20 protein-coding genes are annotated in these 20,301 nt (G+C 38.9%); 14 read left to right on the top strand and 6 right to left on the bottom strand.

Going from position 1 to position 20,301, the window contains the following annotated elements; translation table 11 throughout:
* Positions 1-39 precede the first annotated feature (39 nt).
* Genes CYP51_RS04790 through CYP51_RS04750 form a run of 9 tightly spaced genes read left to right on the top strand, consistent with a single transcriptional unit; the run spans position 40 to position 9,412 of the window.
* Positions 40-1,983, top strand: a complete 1,944-nt coding sequence (locus CYP51_RS04790) for an FTR1 family iron permease (protein ID WP_103624578.1) — start codon at positions 40-42, stop codon at positions 1,981-1,983.
* Between the two features lie 20 nt (positions 1,984-2,003).
* Positions 2,004-2,525 (top strand): iron transporter, encoded by a 522-nt coding sequence (locus CYP51_RS04785; protein WP_009294901.1) that lies wholly within the window; start codon positions 2,004-2,006, stop codon positions 2,523-2,525.
* A gap of 51 nt (positions 2,526-2,576) precedes the next feature.
* Positions 2,577-3,956, top strand: a complete 1,380-nt coding sequence (locus CYP51_RS04780; protein ID WP_103624577.1) for a Fe-S-containing protein — start codon at positions 2,577-2,579, stop codon at positions 3,954-3,956.
* Positions 3,953-5,245, top strand: a complete 1,293-nt coding sequence (locus tag CYP51_RS04775) for an ABC transporter permease (protein ID WP_103624576.1) — start codon at positions 3,953-3,955, stop codon at positions 5,243-5,245. The genes CYP51_RS04780 and CYP51_RS04775 overlap by 4 nt, the downstream gene beginning before the upstream one ends.
* Complete coding sequence (locus tag CYP51_RS04770) at positions 5,232-6,374, top strand: ABC transporter permease (protein WP_103624575.1); 1,143 nt, start codon at positions 5,232-5,234, stop codon at positions 6,372-6,374. The genes CYP51_RS04775 and CYP51_RS04770 overlap by 14 nt, the downstream gene beginning before the upstream one ends.
* Position 6,375: 1 nt before the next feature.
* Positions 6,376-7,065: an ABC transporter ATP-binding protein gene (locus tag CYP51_RS04765; RefSeq protein ID WP_054196145.1), complete on the top strand. Its 690-nt coding sequence runs from the start codon at positions 6,376-6,378 to the stop codon at positions 7,063-7,065.
* Positions 7,055-7,549 (top strand): TlpA family protein disulfide reductase, encoded by a 495-nt coding sequence (locus CYP51_RS04760; RefSeq protein ID WP_021090806.1) that lies wholly within the window; start codon positions 7,055-7,057, stop codon positions 7,547-7,549. Before CYP51_RS04765 ends, CYP51_RS04760 begins: the two co-directional genes overlap by 11 nt.
* Before the next feature lie 8 nt (positions 7,550-7,557).
* On the top strand, positions 7,558-8,145 hold the full coding sequence (locus CYP51_RS04755; RefSeq protein ID WP_103624574.1) for a hypothetical protein: 588 nt from the start codon (positions 7,558-7,560) through the stop codon (positions 8,143-8,145).
* Between the two features lie 19 nt (positions 8,146-8,164).
* The gene (locus CYP51_RS04750; RefSeq protein WP_103624573.1) at positions 8,165-9,412 is read left to right on the top strand and encodes a DUF2920 family protein; all 1,248 of its coding nucleotides are present in this window, start codon (positions 8,165-8,167) and stop codon (positions 9,410-9,412) included.
* A 33-nt stretch (positions 9,413-9,445) separates the two neighbouring features.
* On the opposite strand, the gene CYP51_RS04745 is transcribed toward CYP51_RS04750, so the two are convergent.
* From CYP51_RS04745 to der, 6 genes are all read right to left on the bottom strand, one after another.
* Entirely contained in the window at positions 9,446-11,818 is a 2,373-nt protein-coding gene (locus CYP51_RS04745) for a tetratricopeptide repeat protein (protein ID WP_103624572.1), read from the bottom strand.
* Complete coding sequence (gene serS, locus CYP51_RS04740) at positions 11,818-13,062, bottom strand: serine--tRNA ligase (RefSeq protein WP_103624571.1); 1,245 nt, start codon at positions 13,060-13,062, stop codon at positions 11,818-11,820. The genes CYP51_RS04745 and serS overlap by 1 nt, the downstream gene beginning before the upstream one ends.
* 9 nt (positions 13,063-13,071) lie before the next feature.
* The gene (locus CYP51_RS04735) at positions 13,072-13,512 is read right to left on the bottom strand and encodes a hypothetical protein (RefSeq protein WP_021090475.1); all 441 of its coding nucleotides are present in this window, start codon (positions 13,510-13,512) and stop codon (positions 13,072-13,074) included.
* Positions 13,513-13,524: 12 nt separating this feature from the next.
* Complete coding sequence (trpS, locus tag CYP51_RS04730; RefSeq protein WP_103624570.1) at positions 13,525-14,487, bottom strand: tryptophan--tRNA ligase; 963 nt, start codon at positions 14,485-14,487, stop codon at positions 13,525-13,527.
* 403 nt (positions 14,488-14,890) lie between these two features.
* Complete coding sequence (locus CYP51_RS04725) at positions 14,891-15,412, bottom strand: shikimate kinase (protein WP_103624569.1); 522 nt, start codon at positions 15,410-15,412, stop codon at positions 14,891-14,893.
* Positions 15,393-16,781 (bottom strand): ribosome biogenesis GTPase Der, encoded by a 1,389-nt coding sequence (der, locus tag CYP51_RS04720; protein WP_103624568.1) that lies wholly within the window; start codon positions 16,779-16,781, stop codon positions 15,393-15,395. The genes CYP51_RS04725 and der overlap by 20 nt, the downstream gene beginning before the upstream one ends.
* A 152-nt stretch (positions 16,782-16,933) precedes the next feature.
* On the opposite strand from der, the gene CYP51_RS04715 reads away from it, so the two are divergent.
* The 5 genes from CYP51_RS04715 to CYP51_RS04695 form a co-directional block, all read left to right on the top strand.
* On the top strand, positions 16,934-17,824 hold the full coding sequence (locus tag CYP51_RS04715) for a DMT family transporter (protein WP_072593874.1): 891 nt from the start codon (positions 16,934-16,936) through the stop codon (positions 17,822-17,824).
* 10 nt (positions 17,825-17,834) lie between these two features.
* Complete coding sequence (gene kdsA, locus CYP51_RS04710; protein ID WP_103624567.1) at positions 17,835-18,641, top strand: 3-deoxy-8-phosphooctulonate synthase; 807 nt, start codon at positions 17,835-17,837, stop codon at positions 18,639-18,641.
* Positions 18,631-18,960 carry a DMT family transporter gene (locus tag CYP51_RS04705; RefSeq protein WP_103624566.1) on the top strand — a complete coding sequence of 110 codons (330 nt, stop codon included), beginning with the start codon at positions 18,631-18,633 and terminating at the stop codon, positions 18,958-18,960. The genes kdsA and CYP51_RS04705 overlap by 11 nt, the downstream gene beginning before the upstream one ends.
* Positions 18,957-19,280, top strand: coding sequence for a DMT family transporter (locus CYP51_RS04700; protein WP_103624565.1), 324 nt, complete (start codon positions 18,957-18,959; stop codon positions 19,278-19,280). Before CYP51_RS04705 ends, CYP51_RS04700 begins: the two co-directional genes overlap by 4 nt.
* Before the next feature lie 12 nt (positions 19,281-19,292).
* On the top strand, positions 19,293-20,301 hold a 1,009-nt coding region (locus CYP51_RS04695; protein WP_219809030.1), incomplete at its 3' end, for a hypothetical protein.

Below are 20,301 nucleotides of genomic sequence, written 5' to 3'. Positions count from 1 at the left end.
AATATTCCAGCAAAATATATTTTACAGGTGGTTTAATTAATGAGTAAATTTATCAAATTTATGCTTATTATGTTGTTGCCAGTTTGGCTAATGGCAAGAAACGAAGACTACGAGCAAGTAGCTGCTCAGATAAAAGAGTCTTTGCAAAAAGTGATGACTGAGTATAAAGCTGGCAATGTCGAGCAAGCCGTAGCCGACACTCAAAATGCTTATTTTGGTCTGTTTGAAGATGTCGAAGCTGGCATCAGAATAAATTTAGGTCAGAAAAAAGCTTACTCTATGGAGAAGCAGTTTGGCGAGATCAGAAAGGCGATAAAAGCTGGCGAAGCACCAGATGATGTGCAAAAAAGAATAGATCAGATAAATAGCGAAATCGCTGAAGTTTTGCCAGTTATTTTAAATGGACATAAGCTTGTTGGTGAGTACTCAGACAGCCCAGCACAAGCTGCTGCAAGTGGCTATGACACTTCTAAATTTATCCCTGAGTGGAAGGTGGCATTTGAAAATTTATCAGCTGCTCTAGATAAAGCTATAGCAAGCTACGAGGGCGATAAACAAGATGATGCTAAAAATTCTATCCAAGATGCTAAATTTAATGATTATAGAAACACTCAACTTGAAATCGCCGTTCGCCAATATATAGAAAATGGCAAAAGCATAGATGCTGACATCCAAAGAAAGATGGGTGAAGCGATCAGTGGCATCACAAATGGCATAAGCAAAGATGACTTTAAAGCAAAGCTAGAAGAGATCAAAAAGTTAGCTTATGATGCCGTTGCAAAACTTCCAGCTGAAACAGTAAAACTAGCAAAAGTTGATATGAGCAGTGCAGTATCTAGCGATAGCAGCGAAGATAGTGGCACAGACTACACTCAAACTGTTAAAAACATAAATGACAAAATTCAAGCAGCCATCGCGCTTTACAAAGGTGGCAATAGTGCTAAAGCTATGGGCGATATCCAAGACATCTACTTTGATGAGTTTGAAGGTAGCGGCATGGAGAACAAAGTAGGTGCGATAGATGTAAATTTAAAAACAGCTATCGAAGCTACATTTGGTAACCTTGTAGCCCTTATGAAATCAGGTGCAGACGAAAAAACACTTGAAGAGAGTGCAAGCAAGATGTCATCTCAGCTAGCAGCTGCACTTGAGAAAACTAGCGGTTCAAGCTCACCTTGGACGCTATTTATCTGGGCACTAACTATCATCTTAAGAGAGGGTTTTGAGGCTCTTATCATCGTTGCAGCCGTCGTTGCATATCTTGTAAAAACTGGCAATGCAAAATCTATGGGTAAGGTAGTATATAGCTCAGTTGGCGTGGCTGTCATCTTAAGCTTTGTTATGGCGTGGATCATGAACGTCATCTTTGGCGAGGCAGCAGGTCAAAAAAGAGAGCTTATGGAAGGCATCACAATGCTTGTTGCAGTGGGACTTCTATTTTATGTTGGTTTCTGGCTTCTTTCAAATGCTGGCGCTAAAAAATGGAACGACTACATCAAATCACATGTATCTGAGTCTATCTCAAGTGGCTCAAGTACAGCGCTTTGGTGGACTGTATTTTTAGCAGTATTTAGAGAGGGTGCTGAAACTGTACTATTTTATCAGGCACTTATTTTTGGAGCTAAAGATTCAGCTGGTTACTCGATGATTGCAGCTGGCTTTGTGATAGGACTTGTCGTTCTTTTAATAGTCTATTTCTTATTTAAAATTTTTGCTGTTAAAATTCCTATTAAACCATTTTTTATATTTACGTCAGCTATTATCTTTTATATGTCGATCGTCTTTGTTGGCAAGGGTGTTGGCGAACTAGTTGAAGGTAAAATTTTCATCCCAACTATCATAAAAGGACTTAGCTTCCCTGACTGGATGAGAGACTGGCTAGGACTTCAGCCATATTACGAGAGCTTAGTGCCTCAAATCATTATGGTGCTTGCCCTAATTATAGGCATCGTTATTATGAAATCAAAACAAAATAAAAACTAATCTTATTAAAAGGAGAGGAAATGAATAAAATTCTTAGTTCAGCTCTAGCACTTAGCCTAGCAGCTGGTTTTGCACTTGCTGGAGAGCACCCAATCGGCGAGCCTGTAGAGGCTAATGGTATGGAGATAGCTGCTGTTTATCTTGAGCCAATCGACATGGAGCCAAAAGGCGTTGATCTAGCTCCAAGCTTAGCTGATCTTCACCTAGAAGCTGACATCCACGCTGTAAAAGGCAACAAAAACGGCTTTGGCGAAGGCGAGTGGATCCCATATCTAAAGATCAACTATGAGCTAAAAAACCTTGATAATGGTAAAACTAAAAAAGGTACATTTATGCCAATGGTTGCAAGCGATGGCCCACACTACGGCGCTAACGTAAAAATGGATACAGGTGTTGGTAACTATGAGCTTAAATTCCACATCGACAATCCAGAAAAACAAGGCTTTGGTCGCCACGCTGACAAAGAGACTGGTGTTGGTAAATGGTTTGAGCCTTTCACAACAACTTATAAATTTCAATGGACAGGTGGTCCTGTTAAATAGTCACTTTGGGGCGTTCTCGCCCCTTTTTAAAAATTCTCATAGGGTTTAGTTATGTCAATTTACTTCTATCAGGTCTTTTTAGCCCTCCTTGGATTTACGCTTTTTGCTGCCTTAAATAACAATGGCAAAAGTTTAAAAACGATCTTTTTACCGTCATTTCTTGGCGTTGTTGCTGGTGTGCTTATCTTTAAAGCTGCTCGTCATGCGCTTGTTGATGATCAGTTTAAAATTTTCATAGATTCTGTGACACTAGTTTTTTTACTAATTAGCATTTTATGGATATTTTTCGAGCTTAAGATAGCAAAAATCGTAACGTTTTCTATTTTAGGCATCGGCTTTGGCTTTGGCTATAGCTCAAGTAGCGCTTTGTTCCCGTTATTTGGTGGCGAACTGCTTGACACGCTTTCAGTCATAAGCTTCTTTTTGATGATCTTTGCGATGATCTTGATACTATTTTTATTTTTCTTCATTTCAAATTTAAAAGCAAGCATACCATCATCAATAGCTAAAATTTTAGCTCTTATCACATTAGTATTTTTACTAGTTGATAGAAGCTCACAAACTGCACTTGAGCTTTTACGTGCAGGCGCTTTAAAGATAAGTAGCGAGCTAAATTCTCACATTTTATCTATCAGCGCAAAAGGCATCTATGTCACAGAATTTAGTGCCTATTTTTATATAGCAGTGATCCTTCTTTTATGCATCATCGCGCTTTGCTTTGTGCCAAAGAGTATCGATAAAAGCACGTTTGGCTCTATCAAATACCGCTTTACAAAAGCCATTAGAGAAAATGTCTTCGACAATGCAAAATTTGCATTTTGCAGCGTTTTAATAGCGCTTGGATTTTCACTTTATTTTGATCTTTACGCATCTCGCCCACCTCAAATTTCAGAGCCACTCTTGGTTGAGCCAGTGGGAGATAAATTTATATTTGATGTTGATATGTTAAAAGATAATGAACTTCACAGATTTGCCTACATCACAGATGAGGGTAAGCAGATAAGATTTTTCTTGCTAAACCGTTTTAGCGACCGCCCATCTCCAGTCATCGTATTTGACTCGTGCATGATCTGCGGCGACATGGGCTATATCAAGAAAGGAAACGATCTTATCTGCATCTCTTGTAACGTCAGAATTTTCTTGCCGTCAGTTGGTAAAGAGGGTGGTTGTAACCCGATCCCTATGGCATTTACCTTTGATGGTAAAAATATCATAGTTGATTACAAAACGATCGTCGCAGGGGCAAACTACTTTAGCAAGGTCGTCGAAAAGATGGTGCTTGACCCAGTTAGTCGCAAAAAGGTGAGCAATCTTGATTCAAGATCATATTTATACTACGGACGCACATATTTCTTTGAGAGCAACGAAACTCAGGCGAAATTTGAAGCAAATCCAGAAAAATATGTAGAAACAAATGGAACGTTAAAATGAAAAATATGCAACTAAGAATGATAAAAAGCTCGATCACGGGCTCAAAGGTGCAAAAGACGATGGCGTTTATCACCATCTTGCTAGCTGCTCTTTTGATAGCTTGCATGCTAAATATCACGCTAAAAATCGGCGATCAAGTGGCAAGCGAGCTTAGAGGTTATGGCTCAAATATCGTCGTTTTACCACGCGGTGAGAGCCTAAGCATCGAGATCGAGGGTAAAAATTTCACCCCACTAAAATCACAAAATTTACTCCCAGAAGTGGATATCTACAAGATAAAAGAGATCTTTTGGAGAAATAACATCGTTGCTTTTGCTCCGTTTTTAGAGACAAAGGTAAAAGACGCTAAAGGCGATGAGTTTAGCTTTGAGGGGACATATTTTGATAAAAATATCGGACTAAAAGATGAGCCAGAATTTAGCACAGGCGTTAAGAGCTTGTATGGATTTTGGGGTGTTGAGGGCGCTTGGCCAAAAGATGAGAGCATGGATGAAATTTTAGTAGGAGATGAGCTTGCAAAGGCTAAAAATTTAAAAGTCGGCGACAAGCTTAGCCTTGTGGGCAAAAACGGCACAAAAGAGGTTAGCGTGGTCGGCATCTTAAAAGGGGCAAGCGATGAGGCACATAAGCTAATAGGCTCGCTCAAACTTGCTGGCGATCTCTCAGGTCACGCTGGCTCATACACAAAAGCTGAGGTCTCAGCCATGACGATCCCAGAAAACGACCTATCGCTAAAGGCTAGAAGAAATTTAGACAACCTTGATAGCGCAGAGTACGATAAATGGTACTGCTCAGCTTATGCAGGATCGATCGCATTTCAGATAGAAGAAAATTTACCAAACGTTAGCGCAAAAGCAAGCCTTCAAGTAAGCGACGCTGAGAGTAATATCGTAAAGAAAATTCAAAGCCTAATGGGTATCGTTAGTATCATCGCTCTTGTGGTTTCAGCTATCGGTATAACATCGCTAATGACAAGTGAAATTTACCGCCGTAAAAAAGAGATCGGCCTTTTAAAAGCCATAGGCGCAAGTAACTTTGAAATTTACGCCCTTTTTGCTAGCGAGAGCCTTGTGGTTGCCTTTTTTGCAGGCATCACGGGAGCATTTTTAGGATACGCGTTAAGCTACGTGATGTCTTACATCATCTTCTCTCACGGCATAGGCATAGCATGGATCGTGCTGCCAATTAGCGTGGCATTTGCCTTACTCATCTCAGTCGTTGGCTCGCTAATGCCAATGAGAAACGTCATAAATTTACTACCTGCGGAGGTGCTATATGACCGCAAATAGCAAATTCTTTTACAATACAATTTATAAAAGTTTAAAAAACGGCTCATCAAGAGTGATGGTCATCGTGATCTCTATCTTACTTGGAGCATGCGTGTGTGCTGCGTTTGTCAATGTCTATCTTGATATCGACTCAAAGGTCTCACGCGAGCTAAAAACTTATGGTGCAAATATGATCTTTGCTCCAAAAGATATGGCGACAAGTGATGATATGAGTGAAAAAACTTACAATGAAATGATCGCTAAAGTGCCAAAAGATAAGCTTCTTGGTGAGAGTGGATATCTCTTTACTCAGGCAAATATTGGTCCAACAAATGCCATCGTCATGGGGACAAAATTTAGCAATCTAAAAAAGGTTAAGCCGTTTTTGGATGTTAGAGATGGAACGATGATAAATGTCGATTTTGACGATAAAAACGTGCTAATAGGCGTTGATCTTGCTCGTCAGGCTGGCTTTAAAGCAGGCGATGATATAGAAATTCGTGCCATTGGCTCAAATGAGAGTATAAATGTAAAGATAAAAGGCGTAGTCGCAAGTGGCGACAAAGAGGATGCGCTTTTGATCACGTCACTATCTTTGGCTCAAAAAATTTCAAATAAAGCTGGCAAAATAAACTATGCTGAAGCTGTTGTGCTTGGTAACTTTGATGAGATAACATCGCTAGCAAAGACTATAAGCAATGAAGAAATAGCTGCAAAACCAGTGGCAAAGGTCTCAAAGTCTGAGGGCTATATTTTGGAGAAAATAAAGCTATTAATGGCACTTGTTAGCCTTGTTATTTTGCTCATTACTTCAATGTGCGTAAACACAACGCTTAGTGCTATCTTGCTCTCTCGCTCAAAGGAGATCGCACTTCTAAGAGCCATAGGTGCAAGCAAAAAAGATGTATTAAAGCTATTTGGCTTTGAGACATTTGTGACAGCGCTCATCTCAGCATTAGTTGGTGCATTTTTAGGATATTTACTAGCTCAAATTTTAGGTTATGCGATATTTGATTCTAGTATTGATTTTAGAATTTTAAGCATCCCAGTAGCTGTGATAATATCGCTTTTATTTGCAGCGATCGCAGCATTTTATCCGATCAAACGGGCACTTAATAATAAAATGGCAGATACATTAAGAGGAGAATGATATGCAAAATGCACTAGAATTAAAAAATATTTGTAAAATTTTTGGCGATGTTAAAGCACTTGATGATATAAATTTTGAGGTTAAAAAAGGCGAGTGGGTCAGCGTCATGGGGCCAAGTGGTAGTGGTAAGAGCACGCTTGTAAATATCCTTTCACTAATGGATACTCCAAGTAGTGGTACTTATATGCTTGGTGGCGATGATGCGAGCAATCTAAATGCTGATGATACACTTAAATTTAGACGTGAAAAGATCGGTCTTATTTTTCAGCAGTTTCACTTAGTGCCATATCTTAGCGCACTTGAAAATGTGATGATTGCTCAGTACTATCACAGCTCAGTTGATGAAGAGGATGCTAAAAAGGCGCTTGAGGCAGTTGGTCTTTCTCACAGGCTCACACACAGACCAAGTCAGCTAAGTGGTGGTGAGCAACAACGCCTTTGTATCGCACGCTCGCTCATAAACGATCCTGAAATTTTAATAGCAGATGAGCCAACTGGTAACCTTGATGAAGCAAATGAAAGAGTTATACTTGATCTATTTTGCAAGCTAAGAAAAGACGGCAAGACGATACTTCTAGTAACTCACAACCCTGATCTTGGCGAGTATGGCGATAAGATCGTCTATCTAAGACATGGTAAGCTAGAGAAAATTCGCACTATTGAAAACCCAAAGGTGCCAAATGAGATATAAAATTTTATTTTTATGTCTAGTCTCAGCCCTAGTTATGGGCTGCGTCAAGCAGTATGAGAAGCATCACATTACGCTAAATGACTCAAGCGGCATTGATACGCAGTTTTTTCCAACAGAAAAGAGGCTAAAGATAGGCGATAAGCCATATATGCTATTTTTCTTTGGTACGGACTGCGGAGTGTGCAAGGCCGCTATACCTGATCTAAATACACTTGAAAAAGAGTATGGTAAAGAGGTTCAATTCATTGGTGTTTTAGGACCTAGTAAAGGCTTTGATAAAGATATTGAGCTTTTAAAAGAGCACAACATCACCTTTAAAACTACGAGCGATAAAGTTTCAGTTGATTACTTTAGTAAGGCAGTTGGTGGTGTCATGGGCGTGCCAGTTATCTATTTTTTTGATAAAGATGGTAAGATGCGATCAAAATTTATCGGTCTTACACCAAAAAGCGTACTTGAAAGTGCTATAAGATCGCTCTTGTAGGAGTGAATATGAAAAATTTCTTTTTGTTTGTCTTAGCGGTATTTTTTGTTGGATGTGCTAACAGCACTCCAAATATCTCGGTCAAAACGAGCGAGCCTATATTTTTTACGCTTAATGAAGCAAACAAAAGCGTCTATGTAAATTTTAAAAATAGTGCGACCGGACAAGATGTAAATGCTGAAATTTTAAGCGAGTTTACAAAGGCTGGCTTTAGAAACGAGCCAAATATCAAAAACGCTGACTTCATCATCCTTGGCGATGTGCAAAGCTTTTCTAGGATAATCAAAAGAGATCCTAGATTTTCGATGGGAATGGGGTATGGCTTTGGCAGACCAAGCTTTGGCTTTGGCTACTCGATGTTTTTCCCATTTGGCTATTACGACGATGATGACTTTAGTACAAATAGCTATACTTATCACATGCAAGTAAGCGTGCTAGTGCGTCCAAAAAATGGTGGCGAAAAGGCGACAAATATCTCGCTTATGCAAACTGGCAATGTCTATTCGCCAAGCTATATTTGGCCATTTTTTAAAGAACGTCTAGCAAAACAGATCGTTAGCTTTTTTTATAATGTCTCGCAAAATAGGATAAATTAGTAAATTTAAAAGGATTTAAATGCTAGTTGATGGAAGCTATGAAATTTCATCTTGCGATGATATTGAACTTGGTATAAAAAGAAGCTCTCCTCTCTCCTTTTATTCCTGTTATAACGATGCCAAGGAAGCAAAAGCCCTTTTGGTGATTATCCCTGGGCTTGGAGAAGACTCTGACCTTGGATATAGAGCTAATCTTATTCGGACTATGGCAGAGACTTATGATGTTGCATGCATTAGTGTGGATTATCACTGCATAGGCAACCGCCCACAGCTTGGGGCGAAATTTGGGCTTGATGATATAGATCGATCAATATTAATAAGGGAGCTAGCAAAGATTGGTATAACATTACCTATTGATTTAAAAATAGTTAATAATTATGATAAAACTTGTGTTTTGCTTAAAAGCCTTAGCGAAGAGATTACTATGCAAAAAGAGAGTGGAGTCTTGCCATGTGATTTTAGCTTAGATATTAGCATGACTATGATGCCAATAAAAAACGAATATCAAAATTTTGGTCTTATGCAAGCACTAGACGTGCTAAATGCTCTACTTTATACAAAAAAATATATAAATAATGGTAAGTTTGAGTATCTACCAGTCATAATGGTAGGTAGCTCACATGGTGGATATTTGGCACACATGTGTGCTAAGATTGCTCCATGGCTAGTTGATGCCGTGATAGATAATAGCTCTTATGCTATATTTTTGTGGCGACTTATTGGTTTTGGTAAAGAGATTGACTTTACTAGATTTGCTGGCTTTGGCACTAGAGTTTTATATAAAAATTTAAATCTTTACTTCTGTGATAAAACTTATTGGACTCTTAATAAAAGTTCACCGTATTATTTTAGTGACGCAAGAGAAGAGATAAGAAACATCCTAAATTTAGATCATTTAAATGTTCAAAGCAGCTATAAAAAGCCAATTTACGTGAGCTATCACTGTATTTTCGATAAAGAAATAGCTCCAGCAAAGGATAAAATCGAGCTTTACGAGGCTCTTAAGAAGCTTAAATTTAACGCAACACTACATATGATAAAAGATGAGAGTGAGGTTGATGGCAAATTTATAAAGTCTCTAACGCATGGGATGGGGATGTCTTATAAACTACTTTTACAAAAAGAGCTTCCCAGTATGATGGAGAAAATTTTATCTCAAAAAAATAAAAAGAGCAGCAAGAGTATTGAGTATAAATGCGGTGATACGATCTATAAATTTAGTGAAGTCTTAGATCAAATAAATCTTGAAATTTTAGATATTGCTTAGTATTTAACTAGGCTCATAAAGACCTAGTTTTTATCAGTCATTATCTATCTCAAAGTCATAAAATTCGCTTTCATACTCAACATTTCCTATTTTGCTGTATTGTATAAGAGCTGCTTTTATATTATCTATCTGCTGATACATTAGGCCAAGAGCTATTCTATTTTCGATAGCACTAGCATCATTTAGTTTTGTTAGCTCTAAAAGTGCGATTGCGTTTGATACTTTTCCAGCTCCTGTCGCAGCCACAGATGCTAAAAACAATGTGCTAGCGTCATTTACTTTAAACTCATCGATTGCTTGATTATAAAGTTTATAGCTCTCATCAAAGTCGTTTGTAAAGATATCGACATAGGCTAGAGTTTGGATTAAATTTATATTCTTTGGAGCATTTTTTAGCTCAGCTCTTAACTTATCACGCTCTCTTGTAAGTAGGCCCGAAATTTGAAGTAGCTTGATGTATTGCTTTTTGATGATATCAGCACCTTGATAGAAAGCGTTTGAATCAAGCTGCTTGCCATTAAAGTGAATTTGTATCGCTTTTGCATACTCTTTGACATTTTGCTCTTTGTTTTTCGAGATAAAATTTAAGATATTTGCAATAATATCATTTGGCAAAATTTTTAGTAGCTCATCAGCTTTCTTTGCCATTAGCTCGTCATTGTTTGTTACTTTTGCGATGATGATATCAAAGGCTAAATTTAGCATTGTCTGCTCTTTTGGCTCTTCAAGCCATCTTATCATCGCACTTTGGTTGCCACTAACCAGGCTTAAAAGCGAGGCATATAAATTTACAGGCTTTAAACTCTTATCGTTTTCTAAATTTTCACCGATCTCCTCGATGAGTTTTGGATTTAAATTTCTATTTATATCTAGACAAATCGCCCCAAAAATACCTGCAAGATGGTTATTTACGTCCTGGTGATAGCTTGCTATGAAGTGTTTTGCAGCAAGGCTAAAATTTCCAAGCTGAGCGTAGCTTAGGGCGAGGTTGTATTGCAAGATAGAGTGATTTGGATAAGTACTGGCTAGCTCTTCAAACTCTTTATTTGCTTCTTTTAAGCGGTAGCTTAGCGCTTTTGCGATAGCTTCGCTAAGTTTTGCATTTACTTTTGAAGCAGCTGCACTTTGGCTAAAATAGTCATTTGCCGCTGAGGTGTCATCTAAAAAGACGCTAACGCCGCCTTTTCTTATCTGCTCGATGCTCTGTTTCGCGTCAAAAACCTTGTAAGGTGCGAAGTAAAAAAGGGTCTCATAGCGCCTTGTTCTATCAAAAAACATATCATCACTAAAGTGTGCCTGAGCTAGGCTGACATCAAAAAGATCAGGCTTTAGTATCGTTTTTATCTTGTAAATTTTGCTTGGCAAAGAAGCATTGTAGTCGTAAACATCTTTGATAAATGCAGCTGCGTCGCCGTAGTCAGCAGTTTTTAAATCAATTAGCGCCTCAGTCATCTTGATAAGATCGATATTTGGCGTGTTTTTAGAAGCTTTTGTTAAATAATCCCTTGCCTTGTCGTATTTGCCAAGTCTTGCATAGAGCTGTGCTAGCGTGAAGTCGGCTTTAAATGCCTTTTGGCTCTCAAGCTTAGCTATTGCTCTCTCATCATCTCCAAGAAGTGATAAAATTTTTGCGCTTAAATATGCATATTCGTTTTTATAATCTGTAGTATTTGGATGAGAAAGTGCTTGAAGCGCCTCGTAATAGTTGCCTTTATAATAATTTATAAGTGCGTAGTAATAGCTATAAAGTGGCGAGTTGTTTTCATACTGCAAAAATGAGTCAGCAAGTCCTATATAGTAGTTAAAATTTTTGGTGCTATTTAGCTCGAGTGAGCAAACGGCTGCGTTTATCGCACTAACCGCCGTGTTTTCTCTATCGGCTATAGCTTTATTAAAAGATACGATCGCCTCATCACATCTTTCTTGTTTCATCTGCGAAACACCGAGGTTGTAGTTTGAAAGTGACTGGTTATAAACAGCTACGTTTTCATAAATTTTTAGAGCCTCAAATTTATTACCACGCTCGTAGAGCTGATTGGCTTTATTTATCATTTCATCTATCTTTGAAGCGCCAAAATTTTGAGTTTGGTAGTTATTTTCTATATTTTTTACGATACTTGCAGTATCTATGTTCTCTTTTTTGTCTTTCTTTAGCAAGATAACTAGCAAAACCACTATCAAGATGATAAGTACTAGAGCGACCACACCTGCTATTATAAAGAGCTTTTTATTGCTCTTTTTTACAGGGATTGGCTCTGGGATGCTCTCGTCTTGCAGCACACCCTCACTTGCTATACTCTCAAGCGAGACGATCTCTTCAGGTGCCTCGGCTTTTACCTCTTCAGGCACTTCTTGCTCTGTTTGCTCGCCAGGTGGTTTTAAAACTACAACCTCTTCTTCAGCCACTACATATACCTTTTAAGAACTTCTGGAATTTCGATAGTACCATCTGCTTTTTGGTAGTTTTCCATGATGGCAATAAGAGTCCTACCAACAGCTAGACTCGAGCCATTTAGCGTATTTACAAGCATATTTTTCTTACCATCTTTAAAGCGAATTTTTGCACGCCTTGCTTGAAAATCGCGAGTATTGGAAATAGAGCTAATCTCTCTATATTTACCTTGACCAGGTAGCCAAACCTCAAGGTCTATCGTCTTTGCCGCGCTAAAGCCAAGATCACCACTGCAAAGAAGCATATGACGGTGAGGAAGTCCAAGACTAGTTAGTAGATCGCTCGCGCACGCTACCATCTCATTTAGCACGTCTTCGCTTTGATCAGGCTTTGTGATACTTACTAGCTCGACCTTTTCAAACTGATGCTGGCGGATCATGCCTCTAGTATCACGTCCTGCCGAGCCAGCCTCTTGGCGGAAGCATGCTGAGTAGCAAGTCATCTTTATAGGAAGCTGCTCAGCTTCAATGATCGTGTCATTGTATAAATTTGTCACAGGCACTTCGCTGGTTGGGATGAGGTAGAGGTCCTCGTCGCGTACTTTGTAAAGGTCTTCTTCAAATTTAGGCAGCTGACCAGTACCAAAAAGTGTGTTTGAGCTTACTAGATAAGGGACATTTACAAGCTCGAAGCCACGTGAGCTGTTAAAGTCGATCATGTAATTAACAAGCGCTCTACTAAGTCTTGCTCCCATGCCGCGAAGTACAGTAAAGCGAGATCCTGAGAGCTTTGCACCCCTTTCAAAGTCAAGCCAACCAAGGCTCTCACCTAGCTCCCAGTGCTCTTTTGGTGTAAAGCTAAATTTAGTTGGCTCAAGTACCGTTTTTATGCAGACATTATCATCCTCGTCCTTACCAAATGGTACGTCATCATCGGTGATATTTGGCACGTTAAATGAAATTTGCTCAAGCTTTTCTTCATATTGTTTAACGATATCATCAGCATCAGAAAGTGCAGCTTTGTTTAAATTTAGCTCATTTTTAAGCTCGCTTACATCTTCGCCAGCTCTTGCCTTTATGCCAAGCTCTTTACTCTTTGCGTTTTGGATCGCTTGGAAATTTTCAAGTGCTTTGCGCTTTTGTTTTAGTTCGTTAAAAGTTTGTAAAAGCTCGTCAAGTAGCCCAGCTTTTACATTTTTTCCCTCAAGTTTTTTTACAAATTCATCGTAATTTGTCTCGAGTAGTTTTAAATTTATCATTCCGTATCCTTAAACCATAAACATAACTTTTGCAAAAAGTACGATAAAAACTGCTGCTGTTAGCGCAAATGGGTGAATGTTGCCAAGTGGGCTAGGGCGTTTAAATATAAATTTGCAGCTCAAATTTGTTATAACAGCGGCTACGATTAGCATCGCTAAGAAAAATTTGATCATAAAAATGATTTGTAAATTTGTCTCAAAGTATCCTCCAGCCTTTGATCCGACCCAGTTACTCATCATCATGCCTCCAGTTAATACCAAAAGCAAGATACAAAGTGGCATTATCTTAATAGCAACTGAACCGATAGCTTGTTTTGCCTTTTGAGCAAGCTCAGGTGGCATTTTTTTACAAGCTGCCTTAAAAATGATTACATCAAAAAAGAGGTAACCAACAAAGATAATTGCACAGAAAAGATGAACTATCTGTGCGTATGGATATAAATTTTGCATATTTTTCCTTTATTAATAAATTCCGACTGCTTCACGAACTTTTTTTATCGTTGTTTGAGCAACATTACTTGCCTTTTTGGCTCCTATTTCTAAAATTCCAGACACTTCGTCAGGATTATTTTGATAATGCTCAAATTTTTCTCTTGCATCTTTAAAATAGTCCCAAATAAGCTCATTTAGATAAGCTTTAAAGTGCCCATGACCCTCGCCACCACGCTCATATCTAGCTTGAAGCTCTTTTTGCCCACTCTCGTCTAAAAAAAGTTTGGCGATATTATAGACGTTGCAGTTTTGCCACTGTTTTGGCTCTTCAAGTGGTGTGCCGTCTGTCACGATGCTAGAAATTTGCTTTTTAAGCGTTTTAGCATTGGCAAAGATGTCGATTGTATTGCCGTAGCTTTTGCTCATCTTTTCGCCATTTGTGCCAGGCACAGTGGCTACATTTTCATCGATCTTTGCCTCAGGCAATGTAAAAATTTCTCCATGCTCGTTGTTAAATTTTATCGCGATATCACGAGCGATTTCTACGTGCTGGATCTGGTCTTTGCCCACGGGTACGATTTGCGCATTATAAAGCAAAATGTCAGCTGCCATTAAAACTGGATAGCTAAAGAGTCCGTGGTGTGAGCTAAGGCCTTTTGCGACCTTGTCTTTGTAGCTGTGCGCGCGCTCAAGAAGCCCCATAGGTGTGTGCTGACTTAGCACCCAGTAAAGCTCAAGCACGTCTTTAACGTCACTTTGCACCCAAAATATGCTTTTATTTGGATCGATCCCAAGTGCCAAAAATGCACACGCAGCCTCAAAAGTGTTTTGCTTTAGTGCTTTGGCCTCGCTAAGGCTCGTCATCGCATGGTAGTTTGCTATAAACATAAACATCTCATTTTGCTCTTGCATATCAACCATCTGCTTTATCGAGGCAAAGTAGTTGCCAAGGTGTAGTTTGCCGGAGGGTTGGAGGCCGGTTAATACTCTCATCTTATCCTTTCAATTTTTGGCTTTTTCTCGTGAGCGCTTTTGATAGTTGTGTAGAAATTTTAAGCTTTCGGCAGACTATGTGTCTAGCCTCGGCTTAAAATTTCTACACAACTATCAAAATCATCTCACGATACTTCGCCAAAAATACTTTTTAAATTTTAACGTTACATTAGAGTTTTTGTATCTAATCTAATCTTAAAATTTAGCTTGGCAGGCTAAAGTCTAGTCTTGATTAAAATTTGACTGCACAATATTTAAATTTTCCCCAAACACTTTGCCAAAATTTCTAACTACAAAACGTTAAATTTAGCTCAAACATTTCAAATTTTAACACCACGCCAGATAGCCATCCAGTCTGATCTTGAAATTTATCATTGCAAGCAGCACTCATGCCACTTTACAACTAAATTTTTAAAAGCATCCTTATCTCTTTTACGATTTGCTTTGGAGTTTTACCCTCGACTTCAACGATGTAATCAGCCTTTTTCTCATAAAGCTCCTCTCGCTCCAGATGTAACGCCTCGGCTCTTTTTAGATCACTTAAAAGTGGACGTTTGGCGAGCTTTTTCTCGCTATTTTTGCTATTTTTTAGCCTTTGCATGATCGCACCAAAACTAGCTTTTAGATAGATCACGGTACCAATTTTTTTTAAATTTTTAACCTTCGCAAAGCCTCCACCTGTTGAGATAATCGCATTTTTAACATTTGTGGCTAGAAATTTAGCTAGATCCTTTTCAAGCTGTCTAAAATGCTCCTCTCCGTACTCTTCAAAAATAGCTTTTATCTTCATATTTTGAGAGCTCTCTAGTAGGTCGTCGCAGTCAAGATTCATCGTCTTTAAAGCTTTGCTTAGCGCCCTTGCGGTCGTGCCTTTGCCAACGCCCATAAATCCTATCAAAACGATATTATTGTTCTTTGTTTTCATCACTCTCTCCACGTTTTTTAGGGATTAGCACGATAGGTACGCCAGCTAGACTAAAGCTCTCTCTAAGCTTATTTGTTAAATAGCGTTTGTAGCTAAAGTGCAGGCATTTTGGGCGGTTCATTATGAGCGCTATCATGATGGGTGCAGTCTTAAACTGTACTGCGTAGTAGATTTTCACGACCCTGCCTTTATCTCGTGGCAGCGGGTGCGCTTTGGTCGCTTCGCCGATCACTTCATTTAGCTTTGAAGTTTGGATTTTTTGAGTGTAGTTTTTATAAATTTCAACTATGAGCGGGTAAATTTTATGCACTCTTTTGCCACCAAGTGCTGAAACACTAATGATCGGCGCGTATGCTAGAAATTTAAATCTATCCTTTATCTCTTTACAGAGTTCGTCAAATTCTTCGCTACTTTTATCCCATTTGTTTAGCACGATGATGACGCCGAGCTCAAATTTAGAGGCGATGCCAGCGATACGCTCGTCAAGCTCAGTTAATGGCTCAGAGCTATCAAGCACTAGTAGCGCTACGTCCGTCTCTTCTAAAATTTTCTCAGTTCTATTTAACGCGTATCTCTCGATGCCTTCGATCTTGCCACGCTTTCTAATACCTGCAGTATCAACAAACTCAAAAACTCTGCCATCATGCTCGTAAATTTCATTAACTGGGTCGATCGTAGTGCCTGCGACATCGCTTACAACGGCGCGACTCTCTTTTACAAGTGCGTTTAAAAGTGAGCTTTTGCCGACATTTACGCGACCTATTATGCCAACTCTTATGTTTTTGCTCTCATAGTCTATCTCGTCGCTTAGCTCGCCCTCGTCGTTATAGTTTTCTAAAAAATCATCAAAATCTTCGCTCGTATCGGCCTTTATCTGCACTTTGTTTTCTAAGTGCTTTGCTAGCCACATACTTAGCTCATCAATACCGGTGTTGTGGCTTACGGAAATTCCAAAGGAATTTTTCGCACCAAAGCTTATAAATTCCCACTCTCTTTGCTCATCTTTTTTGCTGTCTATTTTATTGATGACTAGAGCGATTGGTAAATTTAGCTTGCTAAGCTCGTAAAAAATGGCTCTATCCTCGTCATCTGGCATCATTTTGCCATCGACCATGTATAAAATGGCGTCTGAATTTTTAGCCTCTGCCAAGGTCTTTGCTTTTACATTTTTAAAAAGCTCGCTACTATCATCAAGGCCACCACTATCGATTAAAATGCACTCTTTACCCTCAACCTCTATCTTAGCTTTGTTCGTATCTCTTGTCGTGCCACTAACATCGCTTGTTATAGCGATACGACGACCAGCTAAGCGGTTAAAAAGTGAGCTTTTGCCGACATTTGGCTTGCCTACTAATATTACTTTTTGCAAATTTTGTCCTTTTCGTGATGGATGATTATACAAATTTTTGACTTATATAAAGTATAAAAATTTGCTTAAAAGCGCCAAAATAAAAGAAAAAATCAACCAAAATTTAAGCCACTTTTCATTAAAATGGCTACTTTAAATTTAAAGGTCTTGTGATGTTAAAAAGGTTTTATATTTCGCATCTTGGCATTTTTTATATGCTCTTTGCTTGCTTTATGTTTGCCGTTACTGGTGCATTTGCAAAGTATCTTAGCAAAGATATGCCATCTATCGAAGTTGTATTTTTTAGAAATTTAATAGGCCTTTTCATAGTTATTTATGCCATTTATAGATTTCCATTTAAACAAGCTGGTGGACACTTTTTTTTGCTAATGTTTCGTGGCTTTGTAGGCACAGTGGCACTTTTTGCTTTTTTTTATAATGTCGCTCATGTAAATTTGGCCACAGCTTTTACATTTCAAAAGACAAATCCAATCTTTACGGCTATCCTTGCAGCCTTTATTTTCAAAGAGCGTCTAAGCTCACTTGGCTGGTTTGCTGTATTTTTGGGATTTGGTGGAATTTTGCTTGTTATCCAGCCAAATTTAGGCATAAGCAAGACTGATATTATCGGCGTTTGGAGCGGTCTTGGTGCGGCGATTGCATACACGAGCGTTAAGGAGCTAAACAAGAGCTACGGCACAAATGTTATCGTGCTAAGTTTTATGCTTTGGGGCTCGTTTTTGCCACTTATTTGCATGGGTTTGGCAGAATTTTTCACCTACGAGCCACTTGATTTTTTGTTTTCAAAATTTAGCATGCCAAGCTGGTATAACGTTGTTTTTATCTTACTAATGGGACTTAGTGGATATTTTTTTCAGTCGTACATGACAAAGGCGTTTGCGGTTGGCAAAAAGGCTGGAGTGATCGCTGCGGTTAGCTACGCAGACGTTATTTTCACGCTTATAATTGGCTATTTTATGGGCGATGTATTGCCAAATCAAACGGCACTTTTAGGTATCTTACTAGTAATAGTGAGTGGAATTTTAGTTGTGAAAGAAAAATAAAGGAGAAAAAATGATACTAATAGCAGGGCCTTGCGTCATCGAGAGCGAGCAGCTTGTTTTCGAGGTGGCAAAAAGGCTAGTTAAATTTAACGAAGATAAGCGGATAGATTTTTATTTCAAATCAAGCTTTGACAAGGCAAATCGCACGAGTATAAGCTCGTTTCGCGGGCCTGGACTTGAAAAAGGGTGCGAAATTTTAGCTAAGGTCAAAAAGGAATTCGGTTTTAAAATTTTAACCGATATCCACGAGAGCTACCAGGCCGCACCCGTAGGCGAAGTAGCCGACGTGCTGCAAATCCCTGCATTTTTGTGCCGCCAGACCGATCTGCTCGTGGCCGCGGCTAAGACAAAAGCGGTCGTAAATATCAAAAAAGGGCAGTTTTTAGCGGCGTCTGCGATGAAACACTCGGTCAAAAAAGTGTTAGAAACGCGCGGCGTAAAGGGCGAGGGATATGAGGTCGCAAAGGCAAATGGCGTCTGGCTAACGGAGCGAGGTAGCACATTTGGATATGGAAATTTGGTCGTAGATATGCGAAATTTGGTGCTGATGAGGGAGTTTGCGCCGGTGATTTTCGACGCGACCCACAGCGTACAAATGCCAAGCGCTCTTGGCGAAAAAAGCGGCGGTGACGCGAAATTTGTGCCATATCTAGCGCGAGCTGCGGCGGCTGCGGGTGTAGACGGATTTTTCTACGAGACGCACGTAAATCCTTGCGAGGCGCTTTGCGACGGGCCGAATATGCTAAATTTGGACGAGTTAGACGCAAATATCGCTCAAATTTTTAAGATAAAAGACGCCCTAGGCGATGCAAACTAAGGGCTTTTTGTGGGTGTTAGGCGGCGCGGTCGCCGAGTGCGGCTGGGCGTACGGGCTAAAACACGCCCAAAACGCCGTAGGATTCGCGCTTACCGCCGCGTTAGTCTGCGTTAGCTTCGTATCGTTTATAAAGGCTTTAAAATACATCCCCGTTAGCGTCGCATATACCGTATTCGTGGGACTTGGAGCGTTTTTTATTGTGGTCGCCGAAAGCGTTAGCGAATACACCTCAAGCGGCCAGGCGCCCGATCCCTTGCGGCTATTTTTTATAGCGACGCTAGTTGCCGGCGTGTTAGGGCTAAAAAGGCTAAAATCTTGATGCACGTTTTAGCTCTTTTAGCAGCTGGGTGCTGCGAGGTCTCGGGCGTGTTTTTTCTAACCAAATTTCAAAAAAGCTTCGGCGTGAAAAAGGCGGCGAATTTTTTGATTTTGGTCGCAAATTTCGCCATTTCGCTCTGGCTTCTTAGCTACGCGATGCAGGCGATGGCGATGTCTGTGGCTTACGCGATTTGGACCGGTATCGGAGCGGTCGGAGCCGTGGGCGTCGGAGTGGTTTTTAACGGCGAAAAAATGAGCGCGCAAAAGGCGTTTTATCTATCGTTAATAACGCTAAGCGCGGTAATGTTAAAAATAATCTAAGGAGCTAAGATTGTGAAAATATTGGATCAAATAAAATTTATTGATGAAAATATTTGTGAAAACATAGATAAAAATTTAATATTAAACGATCGTGGTTTTCTGTCGCAAAATATTCTTTCTCAACTTAGAAATTTAGTAGAGCATTGTTCAATGTATATAAATCTACGTCTTAACGGATTAGATGATAACATAAGCCTAGAGGAAGCTAAAGAAAAAATACCATCAATACCAAATAAAATAGGCGATATGAACAACGAGTTTAGATTTATAAAAAAATTTCATAACTTACTTCAGGTATCAGAATCTCACTACGCGCATGATAAAAATAACTCAGAGCGGTTGATGTTAAAATATTATGAATACATGTTGCGCTTAAAAAAACTTTGTATAAAAACATTAGATTTAAAAATACTTAGTAATTTACATAAATTTCCTTTGGAGTTGGATAAAAACTTAGATGAATATTATGAAAAAATATTATCAAAGTTAAACCAAATAGGAGATTTTAGATTAAAAAATCAAGAAGTTATAAAAAATAGATATTATGTATGGAAGGTTAAACCGATTTTTATAAAAGAAGAGATGTTTTACGAGATTACTTTGACCAACGCTACGGATAATGTTAGTAAATTTAGTCGCATAGTGGCTTTTAGTAAAGTTTTAATAAATGATAATTATGCAATAAAAGCAGTACTCGATAAAACCAATATATTTATTCAAAATAAGAGTATGCCTATTTTTATTATCTCTGAGATGGAAACATCAATAAGGCCTTGTGAATTTGATAATTTTGCTAGAATTTTTGGTGAAAGACAAAAATTTGGTTTAACTACTGAAGTCGAACGTATAAATGAATATATGACTAAAAACAATTATAATTTAGTTGATATTATAAATTTCTCAAGTGCTAACTATGAAGCCTTTATACAAGAGATAAAGGCTAGAAATATTCAAATACATTTTTTAGAAGTTTTAGATAAGTGTAGAAAAATTTGTTTAAGCAGCAAAAGCGGATCTAACA

Source organism: Campylobacter concisus (assembly GCF_002912895.1).
Lineage (GTDB): Bacteria > Campylobacterota > Campylobacteria > Campylobacterales > Campylobacteraceae > Campylobacter_A > Campylobacter_A concisus_G.
The sequence above is the reverse complement of the archived record's forward strand: the minus strand, read 5'-3'. Positions and strand labels throughout refer to the sequence as shown.